The sequence below is a fragment of the Bacillus sp. FSL K6-2841 genome (genome assembly GCF_037976435.1).
Taxonomy (GTDB): Bacteria; Bacillota; Bacilli; order Bacillales; family Bacillaceae; genus Bacillus; species Bacillus pumilus.
Genome location: NZ_CP150266.1, coordinates 1 through 24390, shown reverse-complemented (window position 1 = coordinate 24390; position 24390 = coordinate 1). Strand labels below are relative to the sequence as shown.

The following is a 24390-nucleotide window of genomic DNA, read 5'->3' as shown; positions in this document are numbered from 1 at the left end:
AAAAACAGCCATCGACGGCTGCTCTTGATCTATTTTGTATCCTGTCTAATCTCTTCAATAAAATGATTCATCTCTTCTTTAAACTCATTTAATGATTCGATAATTTTCGTAAAGTCTGTCACTTGTTTGGCTTGTTCATTTGTTGAGCTGCTGATTTGTGAGATGTTTTCAGACAAAGTGCCGATGCTGTCTTGGATCTCTTTTAAGAAGGTATTAATGGTTTCAGCCGCTTCCTTTGAGCCATCTGATAATTTACGAACTTCATCAGCTACGACAGCAAATCCTTTTCCATTCTCACCTGCTCTTGCTGCTTCAATTGCAGCATTTAGGCCTAGCAAGTTGGTTTGTCTAGCAATCCCGCCAATGGTTTTGACGACTTCTTCAATATTTGCGGATTTCTCTTCCGCTCTTCCTGCCTGTTCGCTTATTTCTAAACTTGTGGCTGCCAGCTCTTGTGAATGCGCAGCAATTTGCTCGATCCCACTTTGAAGTTCTTTCGCTACATCATTGATATGTTCCATATAACCACTTAGTTTCTTTTCACGATGATGTGAAAATGCCACTAAAAAAGAGCCAATTACTTTTCTATTTTCATCAAAAATCGGGTAACCTTTTACTGCAATTTCATAACCATATAAAGACTCTGGTAAATGACCGTCATATTCTTGTCCTCTTAATGTCGTCGCCACGTTTTGGTCTTCTGGGTTCAATGGGTCTCCAACCTTCATGCCAAAATCTATTGTGTTAGACGGATAGTAACAAAGCACCTTCTCTGTATCAGTGATGCCGAAAAGGATACTTTCATCTAGAACTTTCCTAACTAATTGAGCCATTTCAACATAATAGTCAAGCCTATTCAAGGTTATTCCTTCTTTCCTAGAAGCTTTTAGTATTTCTATCGGCTAAATTTAGGAAAACTGTAGGACTTTTGGGAAAAAGAAATAAGATGCCATAGCGGCATCTTATTTAATTACTTCTTTATTTCCCATATAAGGACGCAGTACTTCAGGAATAATCACAGTACCGTCCTCTTGTTGATAGTTTTCTAAAATGGCCGCCACGGTTCTTCCTACTGCTAAACCAGATCCATTTAATGTGTGCACATGTTCTGGCTTGGCTTTAGGCTCTGGACGGAATCGAATGTTTGCACGTCTTGCTTGGAACGCTTCGAAGTTACTGCAAGAAGAAATTTCACGATACGTATCTTGGCTCGGAATCCATACTTCGATGTCGTATTTCTTCGCAGCCGTGAAGCCTAAATCTCCGGTACACATGCTCATGACACGGTATGGCAGGTTTAATAGCTGAAGGACTTTTTCTGCTTGGTTTGTTAGTTTCTCTAATTCTTCATAAGAATCTTCAGGTCTTACAAATTTCACAAGCTCTACCTTATTAAATTGATGCTGACGGATAAGTCCGCGTGTATCTCTGCCGGCAGATCCAGCCTCTGATCTAAAGCAAGCACTGAATGCTGCATAATTGATTGGCAGCTGTTCCCCTTCAAGAATTTCATCACGGTGCATGTTGGTAATAGGTACTTCAGCTGTTGGAATGAGGAAATAATCTTCTTCACGGATTTTAAAGGCATCCTCTTCGAATTTTGGAAGCTGTCCAGTCCCTGTCATGCTTGCTCTATTGACCATGTAAGGTGGAAGCACTTCAGTAAAACCAAACTCATCTACGTGCAAATCGAGCATAAAGTTGTATAGTGCGCGCTCTAAGCGTGCGCCAAGCCCTTTATAAAAAACGAAACGGCTTCCTGTGACTTTTCCTGCACGTTCAAAATCGAGAATGTTTAGTTCATCCGCTACGTCCCAATGTGGCTTTGGCTCAAATGAGAATGCAGGCTGTTCGCCCCATTTTCTCACTTCCACGTTGTCATCTTCTGTTTCCCCAACGGGTACAGTGTCATGAGGGATATTCGGAATAGAGAATAAGATGTGCTGCAAGCTTTCTTCTACTGTTCTTAGCTCATCATCCAGCTTCTTAATCTCATCTCCTACCTCACGCATTTCTTGAATAATGTGATCGGCGTCTTTCTTTTCTCTTTTTAGCACAGCCACTTGCTGTGATACTTCATTTCTTCGGCTCTTTAATTCTTCTGTTTTTCCGATTAGTTCTCTTCTTTTTTGATCCAGCTCACCAAACTTATCAAAATCTGCTAAATCTTCGCCTCGGTGTGCTAATTTTTCTTTGATTTGATCAAAGTCCGTGCGCAGTTGTTTAATATCCAGCATGTATAACACTCCTTTTTTTATCGAAAAATAAAAAGAGCCCTCATCCCATGAAAGGGACGAGAGCTCTCGCGTTGCCACCCTGATTGAAAACATGCAGAAGCATGCTTTCCTCTTTCCTCTGTAACGGTATCACCGTAAATGCTTACTTCTCGTGTTTCAGCATTTCGCTCAAGGATGGATTCAGACTGCATCTTTCACCGATTCGCACCAACCATCGGCTCTCTGAGAAAGAGGGGCTTCTTACTATTTCCCGTCAACGCTTTTTCGATCTTTGATTGTGATTTTAATGTACTATAAGTTTTATCTCTTTTCAACCGTTTTATACAGCGAGCTTCGTTTTATAGGACTTCACCATTTCAACAAACAGCTGTGTTAATCGGTGGTCGTCTGTCAGCTCTGGATGAAAAGAACAGCCTAAGATATTGTTTTCCTTCGCCATGACAATCCTGCCATCATATTCGGCCATGATGTCTACGCTCTCATCTGCGCTGATAATATGAGGCGCACGGATGAACACTCCCGTAAACGGCACATCCAGTCCTTTTACTTCTAAATCTGCTTCAAAGCTGTCTACCTGTCTGCCAAATGAATTCCGTGCAACAGATACATGTAACAGTCCAAGATGCGCATCGTCTCGATCTTCTATATGCGTTGCCAGCATAATCAAGCCGGCACATGTTCCGAAGATCGGTTTCCCTTCTGCAGCGAACGATTTGATCGGTTCAATGAATTGGTACGTATCCATGAGTCTTCTCATCGTCGTACTTTCTCCACCAGGAATAATAAGACCGTCAACAGATGCTAGCTCTTCTGCTCGTTTGATGATCTTCCCTTCTGCGCCACAGGCTTCAATCGATTGAATATGCTCTCTCACGGCTCCTTGAAGCCCTAATACACCAATTGTTAGCATGTTCGTTTGCCGCTCCCTTAATTACCAGCCACGCTCTTGCATACGCTCTTCTGGCAGTAGATTTGAGATTTCAATTCCTTTCATGGCTGTTCCAAGCTCTTTTGAAAGTTCTGCAATGAGACGGTAATCTGTGAAGTGAGTCGTTGCTTCAACAATGGCTTTTGCAAATTTCGCTGGATTGTCTGATTTAAAAATACCAGATCCAACAAATACACCGTCTGCTCCAAGCTGCATCATTAACGCAGCATCGGCTGGTGTCGCAACGCCTCCCGCTGCAAAGTTAACAACTGGGAGCTTGCCGTCTTTTTTGATTTGAAGCAATAATTCGTACGGTGCTCCTAGGTTCTTCGCTTCTGTCATCAATTCATCTTCACTCATTGCTGCTACTTTACGAATTTGAGCATTGACCTTTCTCATATGACGGACAGCTTCTACAATGTTGCCTGTCCCAGGCTCTCCTTTTGTACGAAGCATAGAAGCGCCTTCTGCAATACGACGGGTTGCTTCACCTAAATCACGGCAACCACAAACGAAAGGTACTGTGTATTCATTTTTATTTAAATGGAACTCCTCATCTGCGGGCGTCAGCACTTCACTCTCATCAATATAATCAACACCAAGTGCTTCAAGAACACGAGCCTCGACGATATGGCCGATACGTGCTTTTGCCATGACTGGAATCGTTACTGCATTTTGTACTTCTTCTACGATTCTTGGGTCTGCCATACGGGCAACACCGCCGGCTGCACGGATATCAGCTGGTACGCGTTCTAGTGCCATAACTGCCACCGCACCTGCTTCTTCTGCAATCTTTGCCTGTTCAGCATTGACGACATCCATAATGACGCCACCCTTTTGCATTTCTGCCATTCCACGTTTCACTCGTTCAGTTCCCTTATTGCTCACAATAGTTTCCTCCCATTTGTCAATTCGATTGATTTACCCCTTTATCATACAAGCGAGACAGTATAACAATAAAGAGAATAGTATAACAATTCAATCAGCCAAAAAAAAAGCTTAAACCCTTGTATATAAACGATTACCTACTAAAAATATGTCATTCTTTCTTTGAAGTGTCATTTACATGCTATAATACAACTATAACAATTCAAATTCATGTATAACAATTTTGCACTCAATGGAGGTTTCTCATGCATATTGATATCCATCGACATTCTGATACATCGCTTTCAAATCAGATTTACTTTTCAATCATTGATCATATCCAATCGGGTTTGCTTCAACAGGGAGATAAGCTGCCAACTGTGCGTGATTTGGCAAAGCAGCTGAATGTGAGTCTTGTCACGGCAGCAAAGGCATACACTCGGCTGAAGGACGACGGATATTTAACGACTGTGCAAGGAAAAGGTACGTTTGTGGATGAGCTGCAAAAGCAGTCAGATGTTCCGGTTCCGTCATCTACCTCTTTTGACTGGCAGTTATCCATTCCGGATTATTTACCACGATCTCAATTTGCTCAGTATCACTATGTCGAAGAAGCGATCAACCTTTCTTCCTCTATGATCGATCCAGGACTTTTGCCAAACCGGTATTTAGAAAAGGAAATGCAGCATGTCCTAGCCAGACATCCTCAAATCATGTCTAAGTATGGGGAAATTCAAGGGGATCTTCAGCTTCGGCAAGTCATTCAGTCTTTTTTAGAAAAGTTGGATGTGCCTTCTACTCCTGAGAATATCCTTGTAACTAGTGGTTCTCAGCAAGGGCTTGATTTGGTCGCACGTGCGTTTATCGGTCCTGATGATGTAGTTGTCATGGAAGCACCAACCTATCCAGGCGCCATTGATGTCTTTATGGGTAGAGGGGCAAGAATTATTACAGTCCCTGTTGATCATGAAGGAATGAACATGAAGCAGCTTCAAAGCATTTGTGATAAGTATAAACCAAAGCTCATCTACACGATTCCTACTTTTCACAGTCCGACAGGCGCAAGTATGTCAATGAAACGCAGAAAACAACTTCTCTTACTGGCTCAAAGTATTGATTGTCTCATTGTAGAGGATGATCCTTATCGTGAGCTATATTTCGAAAAGAAGCCGCCTGCACCTATTAAAAGTCTGGATCATGATGGACATGTCATTTATTTACGCGGTTTAAGTAAAACACTTGCTCCAGGATGCAGAATTGGGATTATTACTGCTTCAGGCTCAATATTTAATCGTTTATTAGCTGCAAAGGCCAATAATGATTTAGGTAGCCCTCTTCTCACACAAAAAGCCATTCTGCCATTTCTGACTTCAAATAAAATGATTGATCATACAAAAAAGCTGCGAACCGCCTTGAAGGTGAGACGTGATTTAATGATAGATGTGTTAACGAAGCATGCACCAAAAGATGTGACGTGGCAAATCCCTCAGGGTGGGCTCAATTTATGGCTTAGCTTTCCTTCCTGGGTTGATACACGTGCACTGCTGCATGAGGCACGCAAACAGCAAATCACCTTTTTGCCTGGCTCTGTGTGCTATCCTGGGGAGCCGAAGCAAAACTATATCCGCCTCAGCTTTTCTTATGTGAATGAAAAAGCGCTGTATGAAGGTGTGGAAAAATTATGTGGTATTTTTCAGCAAGCCTTGTCCACTCCTCAAAATCACAAACAATCGCTTTTCTTTTAACGATAAAAAAACTGCTCTCATGCATAGAGAGCAGTTTTTTATTAGAACCAACCTTTTACTGTGTCAACGATTCCGCCCCAAATGCCAGCGAAGAATCCACCTACACTACGCATTGCAAGGATGAACCAGTTTGCTTTTTCATCGCCTGTTTTCGTTATAAGCTCAACACCTGATTGATCTTTATTCAAATAGCCGTAGTCCTTCTCATTACCTGAATAAGAAGTCGTCAGCATGCCAACCTTCGTTCCTTTTTTCATAGGAGCTTCTAGTTTCGTTTTCTCGATATTTACTTTTGCTTTGAAGCTCTTTTCGTCGCCATTTTTGACTGGCACAGAGAAAGCTTCTTTCGTAACGACAGGTACTTCTTTGTCTTTGCCTTTGTCGACTTCGATGTTTTCATGTCCTTTGATCTGTTGACCTTTTTTGTACATTTCTTTCATCGTGAAGTTTTTAAACGCATAATCGAACAGTTTTTTCGCCACGTCGAAACGTGCTGTATGAAGATTACCTTTTGCATTCAAGATCACTGCGATGACACGCATGTCACCTTGTTTAGCGGTACCTGTGAAGCTAGAACCAGCTGAATCTGTAGAACCTGTCTTTAAGCCGTCTACACCTTCATATTCCTTCACAAGTCCTTTAAGCATGAAGTTCCAGTTAGGCATGTCCATTTCATCGTCTGTGCCTTCTCTGAACTTTGTTTTCGCAATACTTGATGTTTCAAGGATTTCTGGATGGTCTTTGATGAGATGCTGTGCAAGCAATGCCATATCTTTCGCAGATACTTCACTTTCTTCATCAGGACCTGTACCCTTTGGCTGTTTGCCATGTAAGTCTTTATTTTCTAGTCCAGTTGCATTCACGAATTTGTAATTTGTTAAACCTAGTTCTTTCGCTTTTGCATTCATTTTTTCAACGAACTTCGATTCTGATCCAGCAATCACTTCTGCTAAGCCAATTGCTGCTGCATTTGCCGAATAAATAGCCGTTGCTTGATAAAGTTCTTTCACTGTATACGAGCCATCTTTTCTCAAAGGAACGTTAGATAAACTGCGGTCCTGAGAAATTTCGTATACATAATCATCTGGCGTATACGTTTGATCCCATTTCACTTTGCCTTCAGCAATCGCCTCTAGTAATAGATACTCTGTCATCATCTTTGCCATACTTGCAATAGGCAGTCTTTGTTCTGCGTTCTTACTATAAAGGATCTTACCTGTAGAAGCTTCAATTAGGATCGCTGCTTTCGCATTCACATTGAATGGATCTTCAGCTGCTTTTGCTTTGGACATTGGTGTAAATGCTGTCACAATCAATGCCAGTGCAAGGATAGAGACCATAAGCTGTTTCAATATCTTGCTGTTCAATCGTCATACCTCCGTTATCATCTTTTTCGACATATTTCATATATATTTAATCCACAAGGGCTTATTTCAACACAACAGTATAAATTTTATCACAATAAAGACAAAAAAAATAGACAGAGTCATAGACCCTGTCAAATGTAATTTGATTGTCACAATTTATCAAGAAATTGTGTAGTTTGGTGATTCTTTTGTAATTTGTACATCATGTGGATGACTCTCACGAAGCCCTGCACCAGTCATTCGAATGAACTGTGCATCTTCTCTAAGAGAGCGTAAGTCCTGTGTTCCACAATAGCCCATACCAGAGCGGATACCGCCAACGAGTTGATACACTGTATCAACAACTGGTCCTTTGTATGGTGTACGGCCTTCAATACCTTCTGGAACGAATTTTTTATTATCTTCTTGGAAGTAACGATCTTTACTTCCTTTTTCCATTGCAGCGACTGAGCCCATACCGCGATATACTTTGAAGCGTCTACCTTGGAAAATTTCTGTGTCTCCTGGGCTTTCAGATGTACCAGCTAGAAGGCTTCCAAGCATTACAGCATGTCCACCAGATGCTAGAGCTTTTACGATATCACCTGAATATTTAATTCCACCATCTGCAATAATAGCTTTACCGTGTTTTCTTGCTTCTGTTGCACAATCATAGATCGCTGTGATTTGTGGTACACCAACGCCTGCAACAACACGTGTTGTACAAATAGATCCTGGTCCGATACCGACTTTCACAATATCTGCTCCTGCTTCAAACAATGCTTTAGTTGCTTCGGCTGTTGCAACATTACCAGCAATGATATTAAGAGAAGGATATGTTTCACGGATTTTTGATACAGTGTTTAGAACACCTTGTGAATGACCATGTGCCGTATCAATGACAACGACATCCACATTGGCTTCGACTAATTTTCTTACACGAGTCATTGTATCGCCAGTGACACCAACAGCGGCACCAACAATTAAACGGCCATGCGCATCTTTAGAGGAGTTAGGGAATTCGATCACTTTTTCAATATCTTTGATGGTGATGAGACCTTTTAACATTCCTTCGTCATCTAAAAGAGGTAATTTTTCAATTTTATATTGCTGTAGAATTTTTTCAGCTTCTTCTAACGTCGTACCTACAGAAGCTGTCACAAGTTCCTCTTTTGTCATCACATCGCTAATCTTCATTGAATAATCCGAAATAAATCGAAGGTCACGGTTCGTAATAATACCGACAAGCTTTTGATCTTCTATGTTATTTACAATCGGTACACCTGAAATACGGTACTTACCCATTAGGTGCTCTGCATCAAATACTTGATGCTCAGGTGTTAAGAAGAATGGATTTGTAATAACGCCGCGCTCTGAACGTTTTACTTTATCCACTTGCTCTGCTTGTTGCTCAATAGACATGTTCTTATGAATGATACCAAGACCACCTTGACGTGCCATTGCAATCGCCATTTGTGATTCAGTCACCGTGTCCATTCCTGCACTGATAATTGGAATGTTTAGTTTTAATGTGCTTGTTAACTCAACTGATAAATCGACATCTCGCGGAAGTACTTCAGACTTAGCTGGAACAAGCAAAACATCGTCAAACGTCAAACCTTCTTTTGAAAATTTACTTTCCCACATTAGTAAATCCCCCTCTTTTCGGCAAAATATTATATGTAGATTATCAACTAGCAAACAGCATGTCAAGGAAGCAACAAACAGTTGCAATTTTTAGAAAATATAAAGAGAGTTGAGGAAGAAGATGAAAAGTTCAGGATGGAAGGATTTAAAACGTTTTTACTCACTCGAAACTTCCCAAAAGTTTCTATATCAACAATATGAGAAACAGAGCATTCAAGATGCAAACCAGCAAGCCTATAAGAACTGTGAACGGTTTATTTATTTTTTAAAGCATGGTCATACGTTCTATGAACAGGCAGCTATCGCTCCACTCGAACTGAAGCCCATTTTATTGTTTTATGGAATGGCTCAGTTGCTAAAGGCATGTTTACTGACAGTTGACCCTCACTATCCTTCTCAAACCTCTGTTTTAGCGCATGGTGTAACATCGAGAAAGAGAAAGAAGCAGCATTACCGTTTTAGTGAAGATGAGGTGAAAATTCAGCGAAATGGACTATGCATGCATGTGTTAAAGCATCTATTTCATTTAAATGGACTTGAAGATGAGCGATTTACGATGATTCATCTCCTTTCAAAGATACCGGAAATGAGTCATATTCTAGAGTTTCAAAAACAGCCCTCTACATTAGTTAAGGTGGAAAAGGCCAATGGGATGATGATTCAAGATCATATTCCATTGCTTTATAACATGTCTGCTGAACGCTTTATTGAATATTTTGAGTTTCATACAATTTGGAAACTCAGACAGAGAGAAGCGAAAAAGCTGACATTTGATGTATCACTAGAAGAAAATCCAGCGCTCGCCACTCATCTTCATTATGATTTAGAAATGGATCAATGGTATATTCCGTCAACGCGTGATTCCTTTTTAGGGATTCCTGAGGTCATCAGCCATTACTTATTAATGTATAACCTTAGTATGATTGCCCGCTACGAAACTGAATGGTGGTACGAGCTACTGTCTCAATACATTAGTGATGATTACGTCATGATTGAGCGCTACATGGAGATTGCCGAAGAGAAGTTCCCAGCTTATATCATGATGCTATTAGAAGAAAAAACAAAAAAGACCAGTTCCTAATGGAACTGATCCTTAGACAAGCTTGGCGGCGTCCTACTCTCACAGGGGGAGACCCCCAACTACCATCGGCGCTGAAGAGCTTAACTTCCGTGTTCGGTATGGGAACGGGTGTGACCTCTTCGCTATCGCCACCAAACCTGATGGAGAGAATGTTCTCTCAAAACTAGATAACAATGTTCAAACTTCACATTAGAATAAAGGTTAAGTCCTCGATCTATTAGTATCTGTCAGCTCCACGTGTCACCACGCTTCCACCTCAGACCTATCAACCTGATCATCTTTCAGGGATCTTACTTCCTTGCGGAATGGGAAATCTCATCTTGAGGGGGGCTTCATGCTTAGATGCTTTCAGCACTTATCCCGTCCGCACATAGCTACCCAGCGATGCCCTTGGCAGAACAACTGGTACACCAGCGGTGCGTCCATCCCGGTCCTCTCGTACTAAGGACAGCTCCTCTCAAATTTCCTGCGCCCGCGACGGATAGGGACCGAACTGTCTCACGACGTTCTGAACCCAGCTCGCGTACCGCTTTAATGGGCGAACAGCCCAACCCTTGGGACCGACTACAGCCCCAGGATGCGATGAGCCGACATCGAGGTGCCAAACCTCCCCGTCGATGTGGACTCTTGGGGGAGATAAGCCTGTTATCCCCGGGGTAGCTTTTATCCGTTGAGCGATGGCCCTTCCATGCGGAACCACCGGATCACTAAGCCCGACTTTCGTCCCTGCTCGACTTGTAGGTCTCGCAGTCAAGCTCCCTTGTGCCTTTACACTCTGCGAATGATTTCCAACCATTCTGAGGGAACCTTTGGGCGCCTCCGTTACATTTTAGGAGGCGACCGCCCCAGTCAAACTGCCCACCTGACACTGTCTCCCTGCCCGATAAGGGCAGCGGGTTAGAAGGTCAATACAGCCAGGGTAGTATCCCACCGATGCCTCCACCGAAGCTAGCGCTCCGGTTTCCAAGGCTCCTACCTATCCTGTACAAGCTGTACCAACATTCAATATCAGGCTGCAGTAAAGCTCCACGGGGTCTTTCCGTCCTGTCGCGGGTAACCTGCATCTTCACAGGTACTATAATTTCACCGAGTCTCTCGTTGAGACAGTGCCCAGATCGTTGCGCCTTTCGTGCGGGTCGGAACTTACCCGACAAGGAATTTCGCTACCTTAGGACCGTTATAGTTACGGCCGCCGTTTACTGGGGCTTCAATTCGCACCTTCGCTTACGCTAAGCGCTCCTCTTAACCTTCCAGCACCGGGCAGGCGTCAGCCCCTATACTTCGCCTTACGGCTTCGCAGAGACCTGTGTTTTTGCTAAACAGTCGCCTGGGCCTATTCACTGCGGCTTCTCGGGGCTTTAACACCCTAAGAAGCACCCCTTCTCCCGAAGTTACGGGGTCATTTTGCCGAGTTCCTTAACGAGAGTTCTCTCGATCACCTTAGGATTCTCTCCTCGCCTACCTGTGTCGGTTTGCGGTACGGGCACCTCTCACCTCGCTAGAGGCTTTTCTTGGCAGTGTGGAATCAGGAACTTCGCTACTAAATTTCGCTCGCCATCACAGCTCAGCCTTCACGGGAAACGGATTTGCCTATTTCCCAGCCTAACTGCTTGGACGCGGATATCCAATACCGCGCTTACCCTATCCTCCTGCGTCCCCCCATTGCTCAAATGGTGAGGAGGTGGTACAGGAATATCAACCTGTTGTCCATCGCCTACGCCTTTCGGCCTCGGCTTAGGTCCCGACTAACCCTGAGCGGACGAGCCTTCCTCAGGAAACCTTAGGCATTCGGTGGACGGGATTCTCACCCGTCTTTCGCTACTCATACCGGCATTCTCACTTCTAAGCGCTCCACCAGTCCTTCCGGTCTGACTTCACAGCACTTAGAACGCTCTCCTACCACTGTTCGTAAGAACAGTCCGCAGCTTCGGTGATACGTTTAGCCCCGGTACATTTTCGGCGCAGAGTCACTCGACCAGTGAGCTATTACGCACTCTTTAAATGGTGGCTGCTTCTAAGCCAACATCCTGGTTGTCTAAGCAACTCCACATCCTTTTCCACTTAACGTATACTTTGGGACCTTAGCTGGCGGTCTGGGCTGTTTCCCTTTCGACTACGGATCTTATCACTCGCAGTCTGACTCCCAAGGATAAGTCATCGGCATTCGGAGTTTGACTGAATTCGGTAACCCGGTAGGGGCCCCTAGTCCAATCAGTGCTCTACCTCCGAGACTCTTACCTTGAGGCTAGCCCTAAAGCTATTTCGGAGAGAACCAGCTATCTCCAGGTTCGATTGGCATTTCACCCCTACCCACACCTCATCCCCGCACTTTTCAACGTGCGTGGGTTCGGGCCTCCATTCAGTGTTACCTGAACTTCACCCTGGACATGGGTAGATCACCTGGTTTCGGGTCTACGACCACGTACTCATGCGCCCTATTCAGACTCGCTTTCGCTGCGGCTCCGCATCTTCTGCTTAACCTTGCACGGGATCGTAACTCGCCGGTTCATTCTACAAAAGGCACGCCATCACCCTTTAACGGGCTCTGACTACTTGTAGGCACACGGTTTCAGGATCTATTTCACTCCCCTTCCGGGGTGCTTTTCACCTTTCCCTCACGGTACTGGTTCACTATCGGTCACTAGGGAGTATTTAGCCTTGGGAGATGGTCCTCCCGGATTCCGACGGAATTTCACGTGTTCCGCCGTACTCAGGATCCACTCTGGAGAGAACAACATTTCAGTTACAGGGCTGTTACCTTCTTTGGCGGGCCTTTCCAGACCTCTTCGCTTATATCGTTCCTTTGTAACTCCGTATAGAGTGTCCTACAACCCCAAGAGGCAAGCCTCTTGGTTTGGGCTGTTCCCGTTTCGCTCGCCGCTACTCAGGGAATCGCATTTGCTTTCTCTTCCTCCGGGTACTTAGATGTTTCAGTTCCCCGGGTATGCCTTCTCATACTCTATGTATTCAAGTATGGATACTACTCCATTACGAGCAGTGGGTTTCCCCATTCGGAAATCTCCGGATCAAAGCTTGCTTACAGCTCCCCGAAGCATATCGGTGTTCGTCCCGTCCTTCATCGGCTCCTAGTGCCAAGGCATCCACCGTGCGCCCTTTCTAACTTAACCATTTCTTACTTTAGAAAGAATCACTATGTGTGATGAACTTTGCATTGCATTCAATGTGAATGTATTACTTATTGTTATCTAGTTTTCAAAGAACACGTTGGTGGAGCCTAGCGGGATCGAACCGCTGACCTCCTGCGTGCAAGGCAGGCGCTCTCCCAGCTGAGCTAAGGCCCCGATTTAATAGAAGATGGTGGGCCTGAGTGGACTCGAACCACCGACCTCACGCTTATCAGGCGTGCGCTCTAACCAGCTGAGCTACAGGCCCATCTTTCATATCGAAGATATGATGTTGTAGGATCTTTTGCAAGTTCCTTCAAAACTAAACAAGACGAAAACGCACACTGCTCCATATATCCTTAGAAAGGAGGTGATCCAGCCGCACCTTCCGATACGGCTACCTTGTTACGACTTCACCCCAATCATCTGCCCCACCTTCGGCGGCTGGCTCCATAAAGGTTACCTCACCGACTTCGGGTGTTGCAAACTCTCGTGGTGTGACGGGCGGTGTGTACAAGGCCCGGGAACGTATTCACCGCGGCATGCTGATCCGCGATTACTAGCGATTCCAGCTTCACGCAGTCGAGTTGCAGACTGCGATCCGAACTGAGAACAGATTTATGGGATTGGCTAAACCTTGCGGTCTCGCAGCCCTTTGTTCTGTCCATTGTAGCACGTGTGTAGCCCAGGTCATAAGGGGCATGATGATTTGACGTCATCCCCACCTTCCTCCGGTTTGTCACCGGCAGTCACCTTAGAGTGCCCAACTAAATGCTGGCAACTAAGATCAAGGGTTGCGCTCGTTGCGGGACTTAACCCAACATCTCACGACACGAGCTGACGACAACCATGCACCACCTGTCACTCTGTCCCCGAAGGGAAAGCCCTATCTCTAGGGTTGTCAGAGGATGTCAAGACCTGGTAAGGTTCTTCGCGTTGCTTCGAATTAAACCACATGCTCCACCGCTTGTGCGGGCCCCCGTCAATTCCTTTGAGTTTCAGTCTTGCGACCGTACTCCCCAGGCGGAGTGCTTAATGCGTTAGCTGCAGCACTAAGGGGCGGAAACCCCCTAACACTTAGCACTCATCGTTTACGGCGTGGACTACCAGGGTATCTAATCCTGTTCGCTCCCCACGCTTTCGCTCCTCAGCGTCAGTTACAGACCAGAGAGTCGCCTTCGCCACTGGTGTTCCTCCACATCTCTACGCATTTCACCGCTACACGTGGAATTCCACTCTCCTCTTCTGCACTCAAGTTTCCCAGTTTCCAATGACCCTCCCCGGTTGAGCCGGGGGCTTTCACATCAGACTTAAGAAACCGCCTGCGAGCCCTTTACGCCCAATAATTCCGGACAACGCTTGCCACCTACGTATTACCGCGGCTGCTGGCACGTAGTTAGCCGTGGCTTTCTGGTTAGGTACCGTCAAGGTGCGAGCAGTTACTCTCGCACTTGTTCTTCCCTAACAACAGAGCTTTACGATCCGAAAACCTTCATCACTCACGCGGCGTTGCTCCGTCAGACTTTCGTCCATTGCGGAAGATTCCCTACTGCTGCCTCCCGTAGGAGTCTGGGCCGTGTCTCAGTCCCAGTGTGGCCGATCACCCTCTCAGGTCGGCTACGCATCGTCGCCTTGGTGAGCCATTACCCCACCAACTAGCTAATGCGCCGCGGGTCCATCTGTAAGTGACAGCCGAAACCGTCTTTCATCCTTGAACCATGCGGTTCAAGGAACTATCCGGTATTAGCTCCGGTTTCCCGGAGTTATCCCAGTCTTACAGGCAGGTTACCCACGTGTTACTCACCCGTCCGCCGCTAACATCCGGGAGCAAGCTCCCTTCTGTTCGCTCGACTTGCATGTATTAGGCACGCCGCCAGCGTTCGTCCTGAGCCAGGATCAAACTCTCCGAAAAAGTACAAAACCGAAGTTTTGTTTTTCGTCAGCGTTTGACTGACTACCTATGATATTTCATAGGATTTTTTTATAAAAACTCGAATTAACAGGTACGTTTTGTCTTGTTTAGTTTTCAAAGAACTTGTGTGTCACTCTCTTAAAGCGACCACTTAAATATATCATATATCTCTATCAACAGTCAACATTTTTCTTAAAAAACATTTTGTTTTTCTAAGAAGTTTTTACTGGGGAATGAGATAAAAAATAGAGCCTCTTTTTGCTCCTTTGAAAGATTAACACATATCTATGAAAAAAGCATTATAAATTTCAAAAAAAGTGGTGTTTTTTCAAAAAAAATAAAGCCGGTGTAGAACCGGCTTTATTTTTACTCAGATTGCTCTTGATCTGACTCTATATTTTCTACGTTCTCTTCATCATCTTCATCGTCTTCTTGTGATTGTTCAACTAATGCCACTGTTGCGACATGTTCCTCATCACCGAGACGGATTAGGCGAACACCTTGAGTGACTCGACCTGTTGTCGAAATGTCAGAAACGGCCATACGAATGATTACACCGCTTCCTGTAATGATCATCAAGTCTTCTTCGGCTTCAGCATTAGTTGCTTTCACTGTGACAAGTGGGCCGTTATTGTCAGTGATTTTGCACGTTTTAAGACCTTTACCGCCACGACTTTGAACACGGTATTCTTTTTCAGGGGTTAGTTTGCCATATCCTTTTTCAGTTACAATCAATACGTTTGCATCTGGCTCAAGGATTTCCATACCTACGACAATGTCATCTTCGGAAAGTGTGATCCCTTTCACTCCAGCTGCCGTACGTCCCATTTCTCGAACATCAGTCTCGTCAAAACGGATCAGCATTCCCTTTTTCGTTCCAATGATGATTTGTTTTTCTCCATTGGTTAAACGAACAGCCATCAGTTCATCCTCGTCACGAAGGCTAAGTGCAATAAGACCGTTGTTTCGAATGTTAGCGAACTGAGACAATGTCGTCCGTTTTGATACACCGTGTCTTGTTGTAAAGAAGAGATACGAATTTTCATCAAATTCGCTTACAGGAATAATGGCGTTAATCCATTCTCCCTTTTCTACTTCAAGAAGGTTAATGATCGGAATCCCTTTCGCTGTCCGTCCGAATTCAGGAATCTCGTACCCTTTCGCACGATAAACCTTCCCTTTATTAGAGAAGAAAAGAATCGTATCGTGGGTCGATGTTGAAATCAACTGTTCAACGAAATCATCTTCGTTGGTTCCCATTCCTTGGACACCTTTACCGCCTCTTTTTTGACTGCGGTATGTAGACGCTGGGAGACGCTTGATATAACCATTATGCGTCAGCGTAATCACGATGTTCTCAACAGGAATCAAATCTTCGTCTTCAATTGTTTCAATACCCGCTGTCACAATTTCAGTACGGCGCGTATCATTGAAGCGTTCTTTAATTTCTGTTAATTCTTCTCTAATGATTTCAAGTACTTTCTCATTGTCTGCTAAAATGGCTTTTAATTCAGCAATCAAATCAACAAGTCCTTTATATTCATCTTCTATCTTTTCTCGTTCTAGACCAGTCAAACGCTGAAGTCGCATATCAAGAATGGCCTGTGCCTGTTTTTCGGACAAGCTATAGTTTTCCATCAAACCATTTCTTGCGATTTCCGCAGTTTGAGAGCCTCTAATTAAAGCAATAACTTCATCTAAGTGATCAAGTGCAATTCTCAGACCTTCTAAAATGTGTGCTCTTGCTTCTGCTTTACGCAGCTCATACGCTGTTCTTCTGCGAATGATCACTTTTTGATGCTCTAGATAATACTCAAGACATTGTTTGAGGGACAAGACTTTCGGCTGTCCATCAACAAGTGCTAATAAGTTGATACCAAATGACGTTTGAAGTGTCGTTTGTTTATAAAGATTGTTTAATAGAACATGGACGTTTGCATCTCTACGCAGTTCAATGACAATACGCATACCATTACGGTCTGATTCATCACGCAAATCTGTAATGCCATCAATCTTTTTATCACGTACAAGATCAGCAATTTTTTCAATTAAACGGGCTTTGTTGACTTGGTAAGGAATCTCATTGATAACAATGCGCTGTTTACCACTAGATGTTTCCTCAATATTCGATTTTGCTCTTAATGTAATAGAGCCGCGCCCTGTTTCATACGCCTTTCGAATACCACTTCGACCAATGATTTGACCTGCTGTTGGGAAATCTGGACCTGGAATGATATCCATAAGCTCCTGTGTGGTCATTTCCGGGTTTTGACTGATAGCCAATACCCCATCAATCACTTCACCTAGTTGGTGCGGTGGAATATTAGTCGCCATGCCTACAGCAATTCCTGTCGCTCCGTTGACCAACAAGTTCGGGAATCTTGCAGGCATCACCATTGGCTCTCTTTCACTGCCGTCATAGTTATCCTGATAATCAATGGTATCCTTAGTGATATCACGGAGGATTTCCATAGAAATCTTCGATAAACGTGCCTCGGTGTAACGCATCGCCGCTGCTCCGTCTCCATCGACTGAACCAAAGTTTCCATGACCATCTACTAACATATAACGATAGTTGAAGTCTTGCGCCATACGAACCATCGCTTCGTATACAGCACTGTCACCATGAGGGTGATACTTACCGATAACTTCCCCGACAATACGTGCAGATTTCTTAAATGGTTTATCACTTGTCATACCTAGGTCATTCATCGCATACAAAATTCTTCGATGCACGGGCTTTAATCCGTCACGCACATCTGGTAATGCACGCGACACAATCACACTCATTGCATAATCTAAAAAAGACGTACGCATTTCCTGACTAATATTCACTTCGCGTACATTTGGTGTATGTTGTTCACTCACTATAAGAACCTCCCTTTACGTATCACATGAAATAAATTATGTGGGAGTAAAATATGTATTTATCTTCACAAGACTATTCTCCATTATATCAATAATCTCGTCTTTATACACATTTATTTACTAGAAAATCAACGAAAACACGGAAAAACAGGACATTGGTTACACGCCCCTATTTCTTGAAAAACAACCTTATTCCAAACAAGAAATAAGGTTGTTCTCAGTAGGGATCTAAATATCGAGGTTTTTCACGTATTGCGCATTTTCTTCGATAAAGTTTCTTCTCGGCTCTACTTTATCTCCCATGAGCATTTCAAATGTCTCATCAGCATCGATTGCATCCTCAAGTGTCACTTGAAGAAGTGTTCTCGCATCCGGATCCATTGTTGTTTCCCAAAGCTGAGAAGCATTCATTTCTCCAAGACCTTTATAACGCTGAAGTCCAGGTTTTGGTGTTTGAGAAAGTGATTTCAACAGCTCGTCTAGCTGTTTATCGTTATACACGTACTCAACACGTTTTCCTTGCTGCACTTTATATAAAGGCGGCTGTGCAATATACACATAACCGTTTTCAATGATTTCACGCATGTAGCGATAGAAGAATGTTAAAAGCAGCGTTCGAATGTGCGCTCCATCCACATCGGCATCGGTCATAATCACAACTTTGTGATAGCGAGCTTTCTCTAAATTGAAGTCTTCTCCGATTCCAGTTCCTAACGCTGTAATCATTGAACGAACCTCGTTGTTCGATAGAATTTTATCTAGTCGCGCTTTTTCAACGTTTAGGATCTTCCCTCTTAACGGTAAGATTGCTTGGAAGTGACGATCACGACCTTGCTTAGCAGATCCACCCGCAGAATCTCCCTCTACGATATAGAGTTCAGAGATGGAAGGGTCTTTAGAAGAACAGTCCGCTAGTTTCCCCGGTAAGCTGGAGACTTCCAGTGCACTTTTACGTCTTGTCAGCTCACGTGCCTTTTTGGCAGCCATTCTTGCACGAGCTGCCATCACGCCTTTTTCCACAATTTTCTTTGCAGAATCAGGGTTCTCTAAGAGGAATTTCTCAAGTGCTTCAGAGAAAAGGGAGTCGGTAATGGTTCTTGCTTCTGAGTTCCCAAGCTTTGTCTTCGTTTGTCCTTCGAATTGAGGATCTGGATGTTTGATAGAGATAATGGCTGTTAAGCCTTCTCGCACATCTTCACCGCTCAAATTCGAGTCTCCATCTTTGAATACGCCATTTTTACGAGCATAATCATTGATGACACGCGTCAGACCTGTTTTAAAGCCCGCTTCGTGTGTTCCGCCTTCATACGTGTTGATATTGTTGGCGAAGGAATAGATGTTGCTTGTATAGGAATCGTTATATTGTAATGCCACTTCAACCGTGATTCCGTCTTTTTCACCTTCGATGTAAACAGGTTCTTCATGAACGACTTCTTTTGAGCGATTTAAATGTTCTACATAGCTCTTAATACCGCCTTCGTAGCAGTATTCATTTCGTCGTTCTTTACCTTCGCGTAAGTCTTCAATAATGATGTTTACACCTTTTGTTAAGAAAGCTAACTCACGTACACGGTTAGCAAGTGTGTCGTAATCAAATTCAATGGTTTCAGTAAAAATTTCTGGATCTGGCACAAAATGAGTGGTTGTCCCTGTAACATCTGTTTCACCAATGATCTCTAAATCTCCAGCTGGAACACCGCGTTTGAATTGTTGATAATGAATTTTCCCATCACGATATACGGTCACGTCTAAGGTCGTAGATAACGCATTAACAACAGATGCCCCTACGCCATGCAGACCGCCAGATACTTTATAACCGCTGCCGTCAAATTTACCGCCAGCGTGAAGAACAGTCATAATAACCTCTACAGCAGGACGTCCCATTTTCTCATGAATCCCAACAGGAATTCCGCGGCCATTATCTTTCACTGTAATGCTATTATCCTTTTCAATTTGCACCGTAATATCTGTGCAATACCCAGCTAAAGCCTCATCAATACTGTTGTCGACAATTTCCCATACAAGATGGTGAAGTCCTTTTGCACTGGTTGACCCAATGTACATTCCTGGACGTTTTCTAACAGCTTCTAGTCCTTCAAGCACCTGTATCTGATTTTCATCATAACTATTATGTTGCTGTTCCATTGCCACGTACATTCACCTACACTTTTCTTAAACGATATATTTATATGAATTGAGCTTTTAGACTTCAATTTCAATCACAAATGAAGCACGTTTTTTGAGCGTGCTTGAGGAAAGAGGAGAGTAATAAACAGATTTAGTTGTGACGACGATGGATTTGGGTGTCCCATGCGATAACGAAATGATTTGTCCTTCTTGTTTTTGAAGAAACTCTTCTACAACAGAAGACGACCTCATTTTGTAATCAACAATTGCGACAATCTCTCGTGTAGAAACAACACAATCATCACCTAAATGAATATACAAGACCCACACCTCATTTATCAGTCAATTACTTTTCCACTGGCTACTCTGAAAATTTCCGCTTCTTTCAAGGTGGCGTGATCGATGCCTTCAACACTTGTTGTGGTGACGAAGGTCTGTACACGTCCCTGAATGGTATGGAGCAAATGAGACTGTCTGTAATCATCAAGTTCAGATAAAACATCATCGAGTAGAAGAATGGGATATTCTCCGATTTCTTCGTGTATCAAGTCGATTTCTGCCAGCTTTAGTGAAAGAGCTGTTGTTCTTTGCTGCCCTTGAGAGCCATATGTCTGAACATCCCGACCATTCACAAAGAAAAGAAGGTCATCTCTGTGAGGTCCCCACAACGTCACTCCTCGGTCTATTTCTCTGTCTCTTAGTTTCTGAAACGATTCTTCATAGCTATTCTTTATTTTCGACAAGTCTGACGCTTCTGATACCTCTATCGCCGTTTGGTATTGGAGCGTGAGTGTTTCTAGCTCTCTAGATATGCCAAAATGCAACGGCTGCGCCCATTTTTCGAGCTGTTTCGTAAAAGTCAGTCGTCTTTTGACAACCTTCGCAGCTGCATCAATCAACTGCTCTGTTAAAACCTCCAGCATCGCTTGATCCGTTTGCCTTCTTGTCTGCAGTTGTTTCAAGTAATGATTCCGCTGAGAGAGAATTTTTTGATAGAGCGATAAATCATGCAAGTAGACAGCAGAAACTTGTCCAATCTCCATATCGAGGAATCTTCTGCGGATTTGCGGGCTGCCCTTTACAAGACTTAAGTCCTCTGGTGCAAACATGATGGTGTTTAGCGCACCAACATAATGACTGAGCTTCTGTTGTTCAATGTGATTGACCTTGCCCTTTTTCCCTTTTTTGGAGATCACGAGCTGCATTGGGAGTGGACCATTTTTTTTAATGACTCTACCTTCTATTTTAGCATAGTCTTGGTCCCATCGGATAAGTTCTTTATCATTTGACGTACGATGCGACTTTGCCATCGACAATACATAGATTGCTTCCATCAAGTTCGTTTTACCTTGGGCATTCTCACCGATCATGACATTCACCTTGTTGTCGAATTGAAGCTCGGTGTGTTCATAGTTTCGGTATGAAGTTAACGCCAGACTTTGAATGTACATGTATTGTCACCCGTTTCTAATTCACAACTTGAAATGTGCCATAACCTTCTATCTCGACAACATCTCCTGGGTATAGTTTGCGTCCCCGTCTATTATCTGGCTCTTGATTAATGAACACCTCATGTTCACTTAAAAACCATTTCGCCATTCCGCCAGATTGGATGACTTCGGCTAATTTCAAAAATTGCCCTAATGTAATCATTTCTTTCTCAATGGTTATAGGATTAGGCATTGTATCGACCTCTTTCAATATCACTAATATCTAATTGTACTAAAAAACAAGACAAGAAGGAAAGGGGGAAAGCGAACCGGGATGAAAGAAAGCATGGTGAACGAGAAGAAAAGCTGCTGTGCACTCACACAGCAGCTATTTTAGATTGAATTAATATGTTCTGACTGGAAGAATCAACTGCAAGATTGAATCATCATTTGGTGTGCGCAACAGAAACGGTCTCATGGCACCAGTGAAACTTACATGAATTTCTGTTCCCTCTAATACTTTTAACGCATCTAGCATATATTTTGGACTAAAGGAGATTTTGAGGTCCTCCCCTTTAATATCATCTGCTTGAACCGTTTCGACTACTTTACCAATTTCAGGTGAATTAGAAGAAATCTCAAGGCTTTGTTCAGGATCAGCTGACAGCTTTACAACATTATTACGTCCCTCTCTTGCCAAAAGTGATGCACGATCAATAGCTTGAAGGAATTCCTTCGTGTTGACCACAACATCTGTTTTACTTTCCTGCGGGATCAGGCGAGCTGTATCTGGATAATTACCATCCAGCAATCTTGAGAAGAACAACACGTTTTGTGCTTTAAAGAGAACTTGCGTTTCTGTAATCACGATGCTCACAAGATCTTGTCCGTCATCAAGGATTCTACTTAGTTCTGTTAAGCTCTTCCCTGGAATGACAACATTGTATGAGCTTTCCTCGTCAATATCCAGCTTCGCTTTTCTTAAAGCAAGACGGTGACTATCCGTCGCTGTGCATATTAATTCACCTTTTTCCACCTTCCAGTTTACACCTGTCAAGATAGGACGTGTTTCTGAGGTGGACACTGCAAAAACGGTTTGACGAATTAAGTTTTTAAGTAGATCTGTCGGAATTTGAAATGCATGATGCTCTTCGATTTGCGGAAGATGTGGATATTCCTCCGCATCTAGACCGTTTAAGTTAAATTCCGCTGAACCAGAACGGATGATGGTGAGGTGATTTTGTTCTACTTCAATTTCGACAGTAGCCATCGGCAGTTTCTTCACAATTTCACTAAAGAAGCGGGCCTGAAGCACAATACTCCCTGGACGATCAATCGTGATTACTTCTAAATCTCCATCTCTTTGAGGAATAAAGGATTCAATTGAGATATCAGAGTCGCTTCCTGTGAGAGAAACCCCCTCATCAGATGCAACAATTTTGATCCCTGTCAAAATAGGGATCGTTGTTCTAGAGGATACGGCCTTTAATACATCTTGGACACTTTCGACAAGACGATCTTTTTGAATCGTGAATTTCATAGTGGTCCTCCTAAATTTTCTTAATGACATGTATATATATTTTATTAATAAAAATCGTAGAAGTAATAGTAGGGCTTGTGAATATGTGGATAAGTCGGTAAAAAGAAAGGAAAGACAGCCTATCCACATGTGGACAGACTGTGTATGACTATGTTCTAGTTATTCACATTTTCCCGTACTTATTATATCAGCCAGGTTATTTTAATTGTTCTTTGATTTCTTTCACATGCTGCTGAAGCTGTTCATCCTCAACCATTAATTTCGAAATCTTCTCATGAGCATGAATGACAGTCGTATGATCACGACCTCCAAATTCTTCTCCTATTTTAGGCAGAGAGGAATCGGTCATTTCTCTAGAGAGATACATGGCAATTTGTCTTGGATAAGCAACTGACTTTGTACGTTTCTTCGCTTTGAAATCCTCTAAACGAATATTAAATTGCTGCCCTACAATTCTTTGAATATCTTTAATTGTAATGACCCTTGGCTTCGATGAAGGAATGATGTCCTTTAGCGCCTCAGCTGCTAGATCCGCATTGATGTCTTTATTAATTAAAGAAGAGTAAGCAACGACACGAATCAACGCACCCTCCAGTTCACGAATGTTGCTGTCGATTTGATTGGCAATATAAAGCATGACTTCATTCGGAATGTCTAAGCCCTCTGCTTTTGCCTTTTTTCGTAAAATCGCAATACGCGTTTCTAAATCTGGCGGGGTAATGTCTGTGATTAGGCCCCATTCAAATCGAGAGCGTAATCTGTCTTCAAGTGTCGGAATTTCTTTCGGCGGCCGGTCACTAGAAATGACGATTTGCTTACTTTCTTCGTGAAGTGTGTTGAATGTATGGAAAAACTCTTCTTGTGTTTGTTCTTTTCCTGCTAAAAATTGAATATCATCTATCAAAAGCACATCGACATTCCGATAGCGATTACGGAAATCGACAGCTTTGTTGTCTCGAATTGAGTTGATAAATTCATTTGTAAATTTTTCAGATGATAGATAGACCACTTTGGCTGATGGATTATGGTCGATGACATAATGACCAATCGCATGCATCAAGTGAGTCTTTCCTAAACCAACGCCCCCATAAATAAAGAGCGGATTATATGCTTTTGCTGGTGCTTCCGCAACAGCAAGTGAAGCGGCATGCGCAAATCGGTTGCCTGAACCAATAACAAAAGTATCAAATGTATATTTTGGATTCAGCATATTTTGTGGAATATCGACGGGATCTTCTTTAGATATTTTTTTAATTGGAGACTTTGGCATAGCTTCCACTTCATCTTGATTTTGAGGAATAATAAATTTAATGCTGAGCTCTTCACCTGTCAGTTCGTAGATGGTATCAGCAATTAAGTGGAGATATCTTGATTCGAGCCAGTCTCTAGCAAATTCATTAGGTGCCGTAATTGTGAGCGTATCACCTTGAAGAGAATGGGCTTTTGTCGATTTCATCCATGTCTCAAAACTAGGTTTGCTCAACTTTGTCTCTATTTTTTGAAGTGCTTTATTCCACAGATCCAAAATATTTTCCAT

General features: G+C 43.2%; 15 protein-coding genes, 2 tRNA genes, 3 rRNA genes and 1 other annotated feature. Of the genes, 2 read left to right on the top strand and 18 right to left on the bottom strand.

What is annotated here, in order from left to right:
- Positions 1-29 precede the first annotated feature (29 nt).
- The 4 genes from MHH68_RS00100 to pdxS all read right to left on the bottom strand — a co-directional run bounded on the left by MHH68_RS00100 (position 30) and on the right by pdxS (position 4053).
- Positions 30-860, bottom strand: coding sequence for a methyl-accepting chemotaxis protein (locus MHH68_RS00100; protein WP_058015903.1), 831 nt, complete (start codon positions 858-860; stop codon positions 30-32).
- A 102-nt stretch (positions 861-962) separates the two neighbouring features.
- Positions 963-2237: a serine--tRNA ligase gene (gene serS, locus MHH68_RS00095; protein ID WP_169057716.1), complete on the bottom strand. Its 1275-nt coding sequence runs from the start codon at positions 2235-2237 to the stop codon at positions 963-965.
- Between the two features lie 49 nt (positions 2238-2286).
- Positions 2287-2503 (bottom strand) — a binding site (T-box leader).
- A 53-nt stretch (positions 2504-2556) separates the two neighbouring features.
- Entirely contained in the window at positions 2557-3147 is a 591-nt protein-coding gene (gene pdxT / locus MHH68_RS00090; RefSeq protein WP_339164669.1) for a pyridoxal 5'-phosphate synthase glutaminase subunit PdxT, read from the bottom strand.
- Positions 3148-3168: 21 nt separating this feature from the next.
- Positions 3169-4053 (bottom strand): pyridoxal 5'-phosphate synthase lyase subunit PdxS, encoded by an 885-nt coding sequence (gene pdxS / locus MHH68_RS00085; RefSeq protein WP_034666107.1) that lies wholly within the window; start codon positions 4051-4053, stop codon positions 3169-3171.
- 245 nt (positions 4054-4298) lie between these two features.
- Here pdxS and MHH68_RS00080 point away from each other — a divergent pair, with 245 nt between their 5' ends.
- A complete protein-coding gene (locus MHH68_RS00080; RefSeq protein WP_339164668.1) occupies positions 4299-5777 on the top strand; it encodes a PLP-dependent aminotransferase family protein in 1479 nt (492 codons plus the stop codon).
- Between the two features lie 41 nt (positions 5778-5818).
- Here MHH68_RS00080 and MHH68_RS00075 read toward each other — a convergent pair whose 3' ends face one another.
- Positions 5819-7144 carry a D-alanyl-D-alanine carboxypeptidase family protein gene (locus MHH68_RS00075; protein WP_061406459.1) on the bottom strand — a complete coding sequence of 442 codons (1326 nt, stop codon included), beginning with the start codon at positions 7142-7144 and terminating at the stop codon, positions 5819-5821.
- A 159-nt stretch (positions 7145-7303) separates the two neighbouring features.
- Positions 7304-8770: an IMP dehydrogenase gene (gene guaB, locus MHH68_RS00070; RefSeq protein ID WP_268498368.1), complete on the bottom strand. Its 1467-nt coding sequence runs from the start codon at positions 8768-8770 to the stop codon at positions 7304-7306.
- Between the two features lie 121 nt (positions 8771-8891).
- On the opposite strand from guaB, the gene MHH68_RS00065 reads away from it, so the two are divergent.
- Positions 8892-9851 (top strand): YaaC family protein, encoded by a 960-nt coding sequence (locus tag MHH68_RS00065; protein WP_339164667.1) that lies wholly within the window; start codon positions 8892-8894, stop codon positions 9849-9851.
- A 20-nt stretch (positions 9852-9871) separates the two neighbouring features.
- Here the strand turns inward: MHH68_RS00065 and rrf are convergent.
- The 12 genes from rrf to dnaA form a co-directional block, all read right to left on the bottom strand.
- Positions 9872-9987: ribosomal RNA gene (gene rrf, locus MHH68_RS00060) — 5S ribosomal RNA — on the bottom strand.
- Positions 9988-10048: 61 nt separating this feature from the next.
- Positions 10049-12979: ribosomal RNA gene (locus MHH68_RS00055) — 23S ribosomal RNA — on the bottom strand.
- 98 nt (positions 12980-13077) lie between these two features.
- A tRNA-Ala gene (locus tag MHH68_RS00050) sits at positions 13078-13153 on the bottom strand.
- Between the two features lie 14 nt (positions 13154-13167).
- Positions 13168-13244: transfer RNA gene (locus MHH68_RS00045), tRNA-Ile, on the bottom strand.
- A gap of 95 nt (positions 13245-13339) precedes the next feature.
- Positions 13340-14888: ribosomal RNA gene (locus MHH68_RS00040) — 16S ribosomal RNA — on the bottom strand.
- The 16S, 23S and 5S rRNA genes sit together here with 2 tRNA genes alongside, the layout of an rRNA operon.
- A 366-nt stretch (positions 14889-15254) precedes the next feature.
- A complete protein-coding gene (gyrA, locus tag MHH68_RS00035) occupies positions 15255-17756 on the bottom strand; it encodes a DNA gyrase subunit A (protein ID WP_339164666.1) in 2502 nt (833 codons plus the stop codon).
- A gap of 228 nt (positions 17757-17984) precedes the next feature.
- Complete coding sequence (gyrB, locus tag MHH68_RS00030) at positions 17985-19901, bottom strand: DNA topoisomerase (ATP-hydrolyzing) subunit B (RefSeq protein WP_058013868.1); 1917 nt, start codon at positions 19899-19901, stop codon at positions 17985-17987.
- 57 nt (positions 19902-19958) lie between these two features.
- On the bottom strand, positions 19959-20204 hold the full coding sequence (locus MHH68_RS00025) for an extracellular matrix/biofilm biosynthesis regulator RemA family protein (RefSeq protein WP_061406453.1): 246 nt from the start codon (positions 20202-20204) through the stop codon (positions 19959-19961).
- Positions 20205-20221: 17 nt separating this feature from the next.
- Positions 20222-21334, bottom strand: coding sequence for a DNA replication/repair protein RecF (recF, locus tag MHH68_RS00020; protein WP_058013177.1), 1113 nt, complete (start codon positions 21332-21334; stop codon positions 20222-20224).
- A 16-nt stretch (positions 21335-21350) separates the two neighbouring features.
- Positions 21351-21566: a S4 domain-containing protein YaaA gene (gene yaaA, locus MHH68_RS00015; protein WP_041815077.1), complete on the bottom strand. Its 216-nt coding sequence runs from the start codon at positions 21564-21566 to the stop codon at positions 21351-21353.
- A gap of 150 nt (positions 21567-21716) precedes the next feature.
- On the bottom strand, positions 21717-22853 hold the full coding sequence (gene dnaN / locus MHH68_RS00010) for a DNA polymerase III subunit beta (RefSeq protein ID WP_041815072.1): 1137 nt from the start codon (positions 22851-22853) through the stop codon (positions 21717-21719).
- 196 nt (positions 22854-23049) lie between these two features.
- The gene (gene dnaA / locus MHH68_RS00005; protein ID WP_058013178.1) at positions 23050-24390 is read right to left on the bottom strand and encodes a chromosomal replication initiator protein DnaA; all 1341 of its coding nucleotides are present in this window, start codon (positions 24388-24390) and stop codon (positions 23050-23052) included.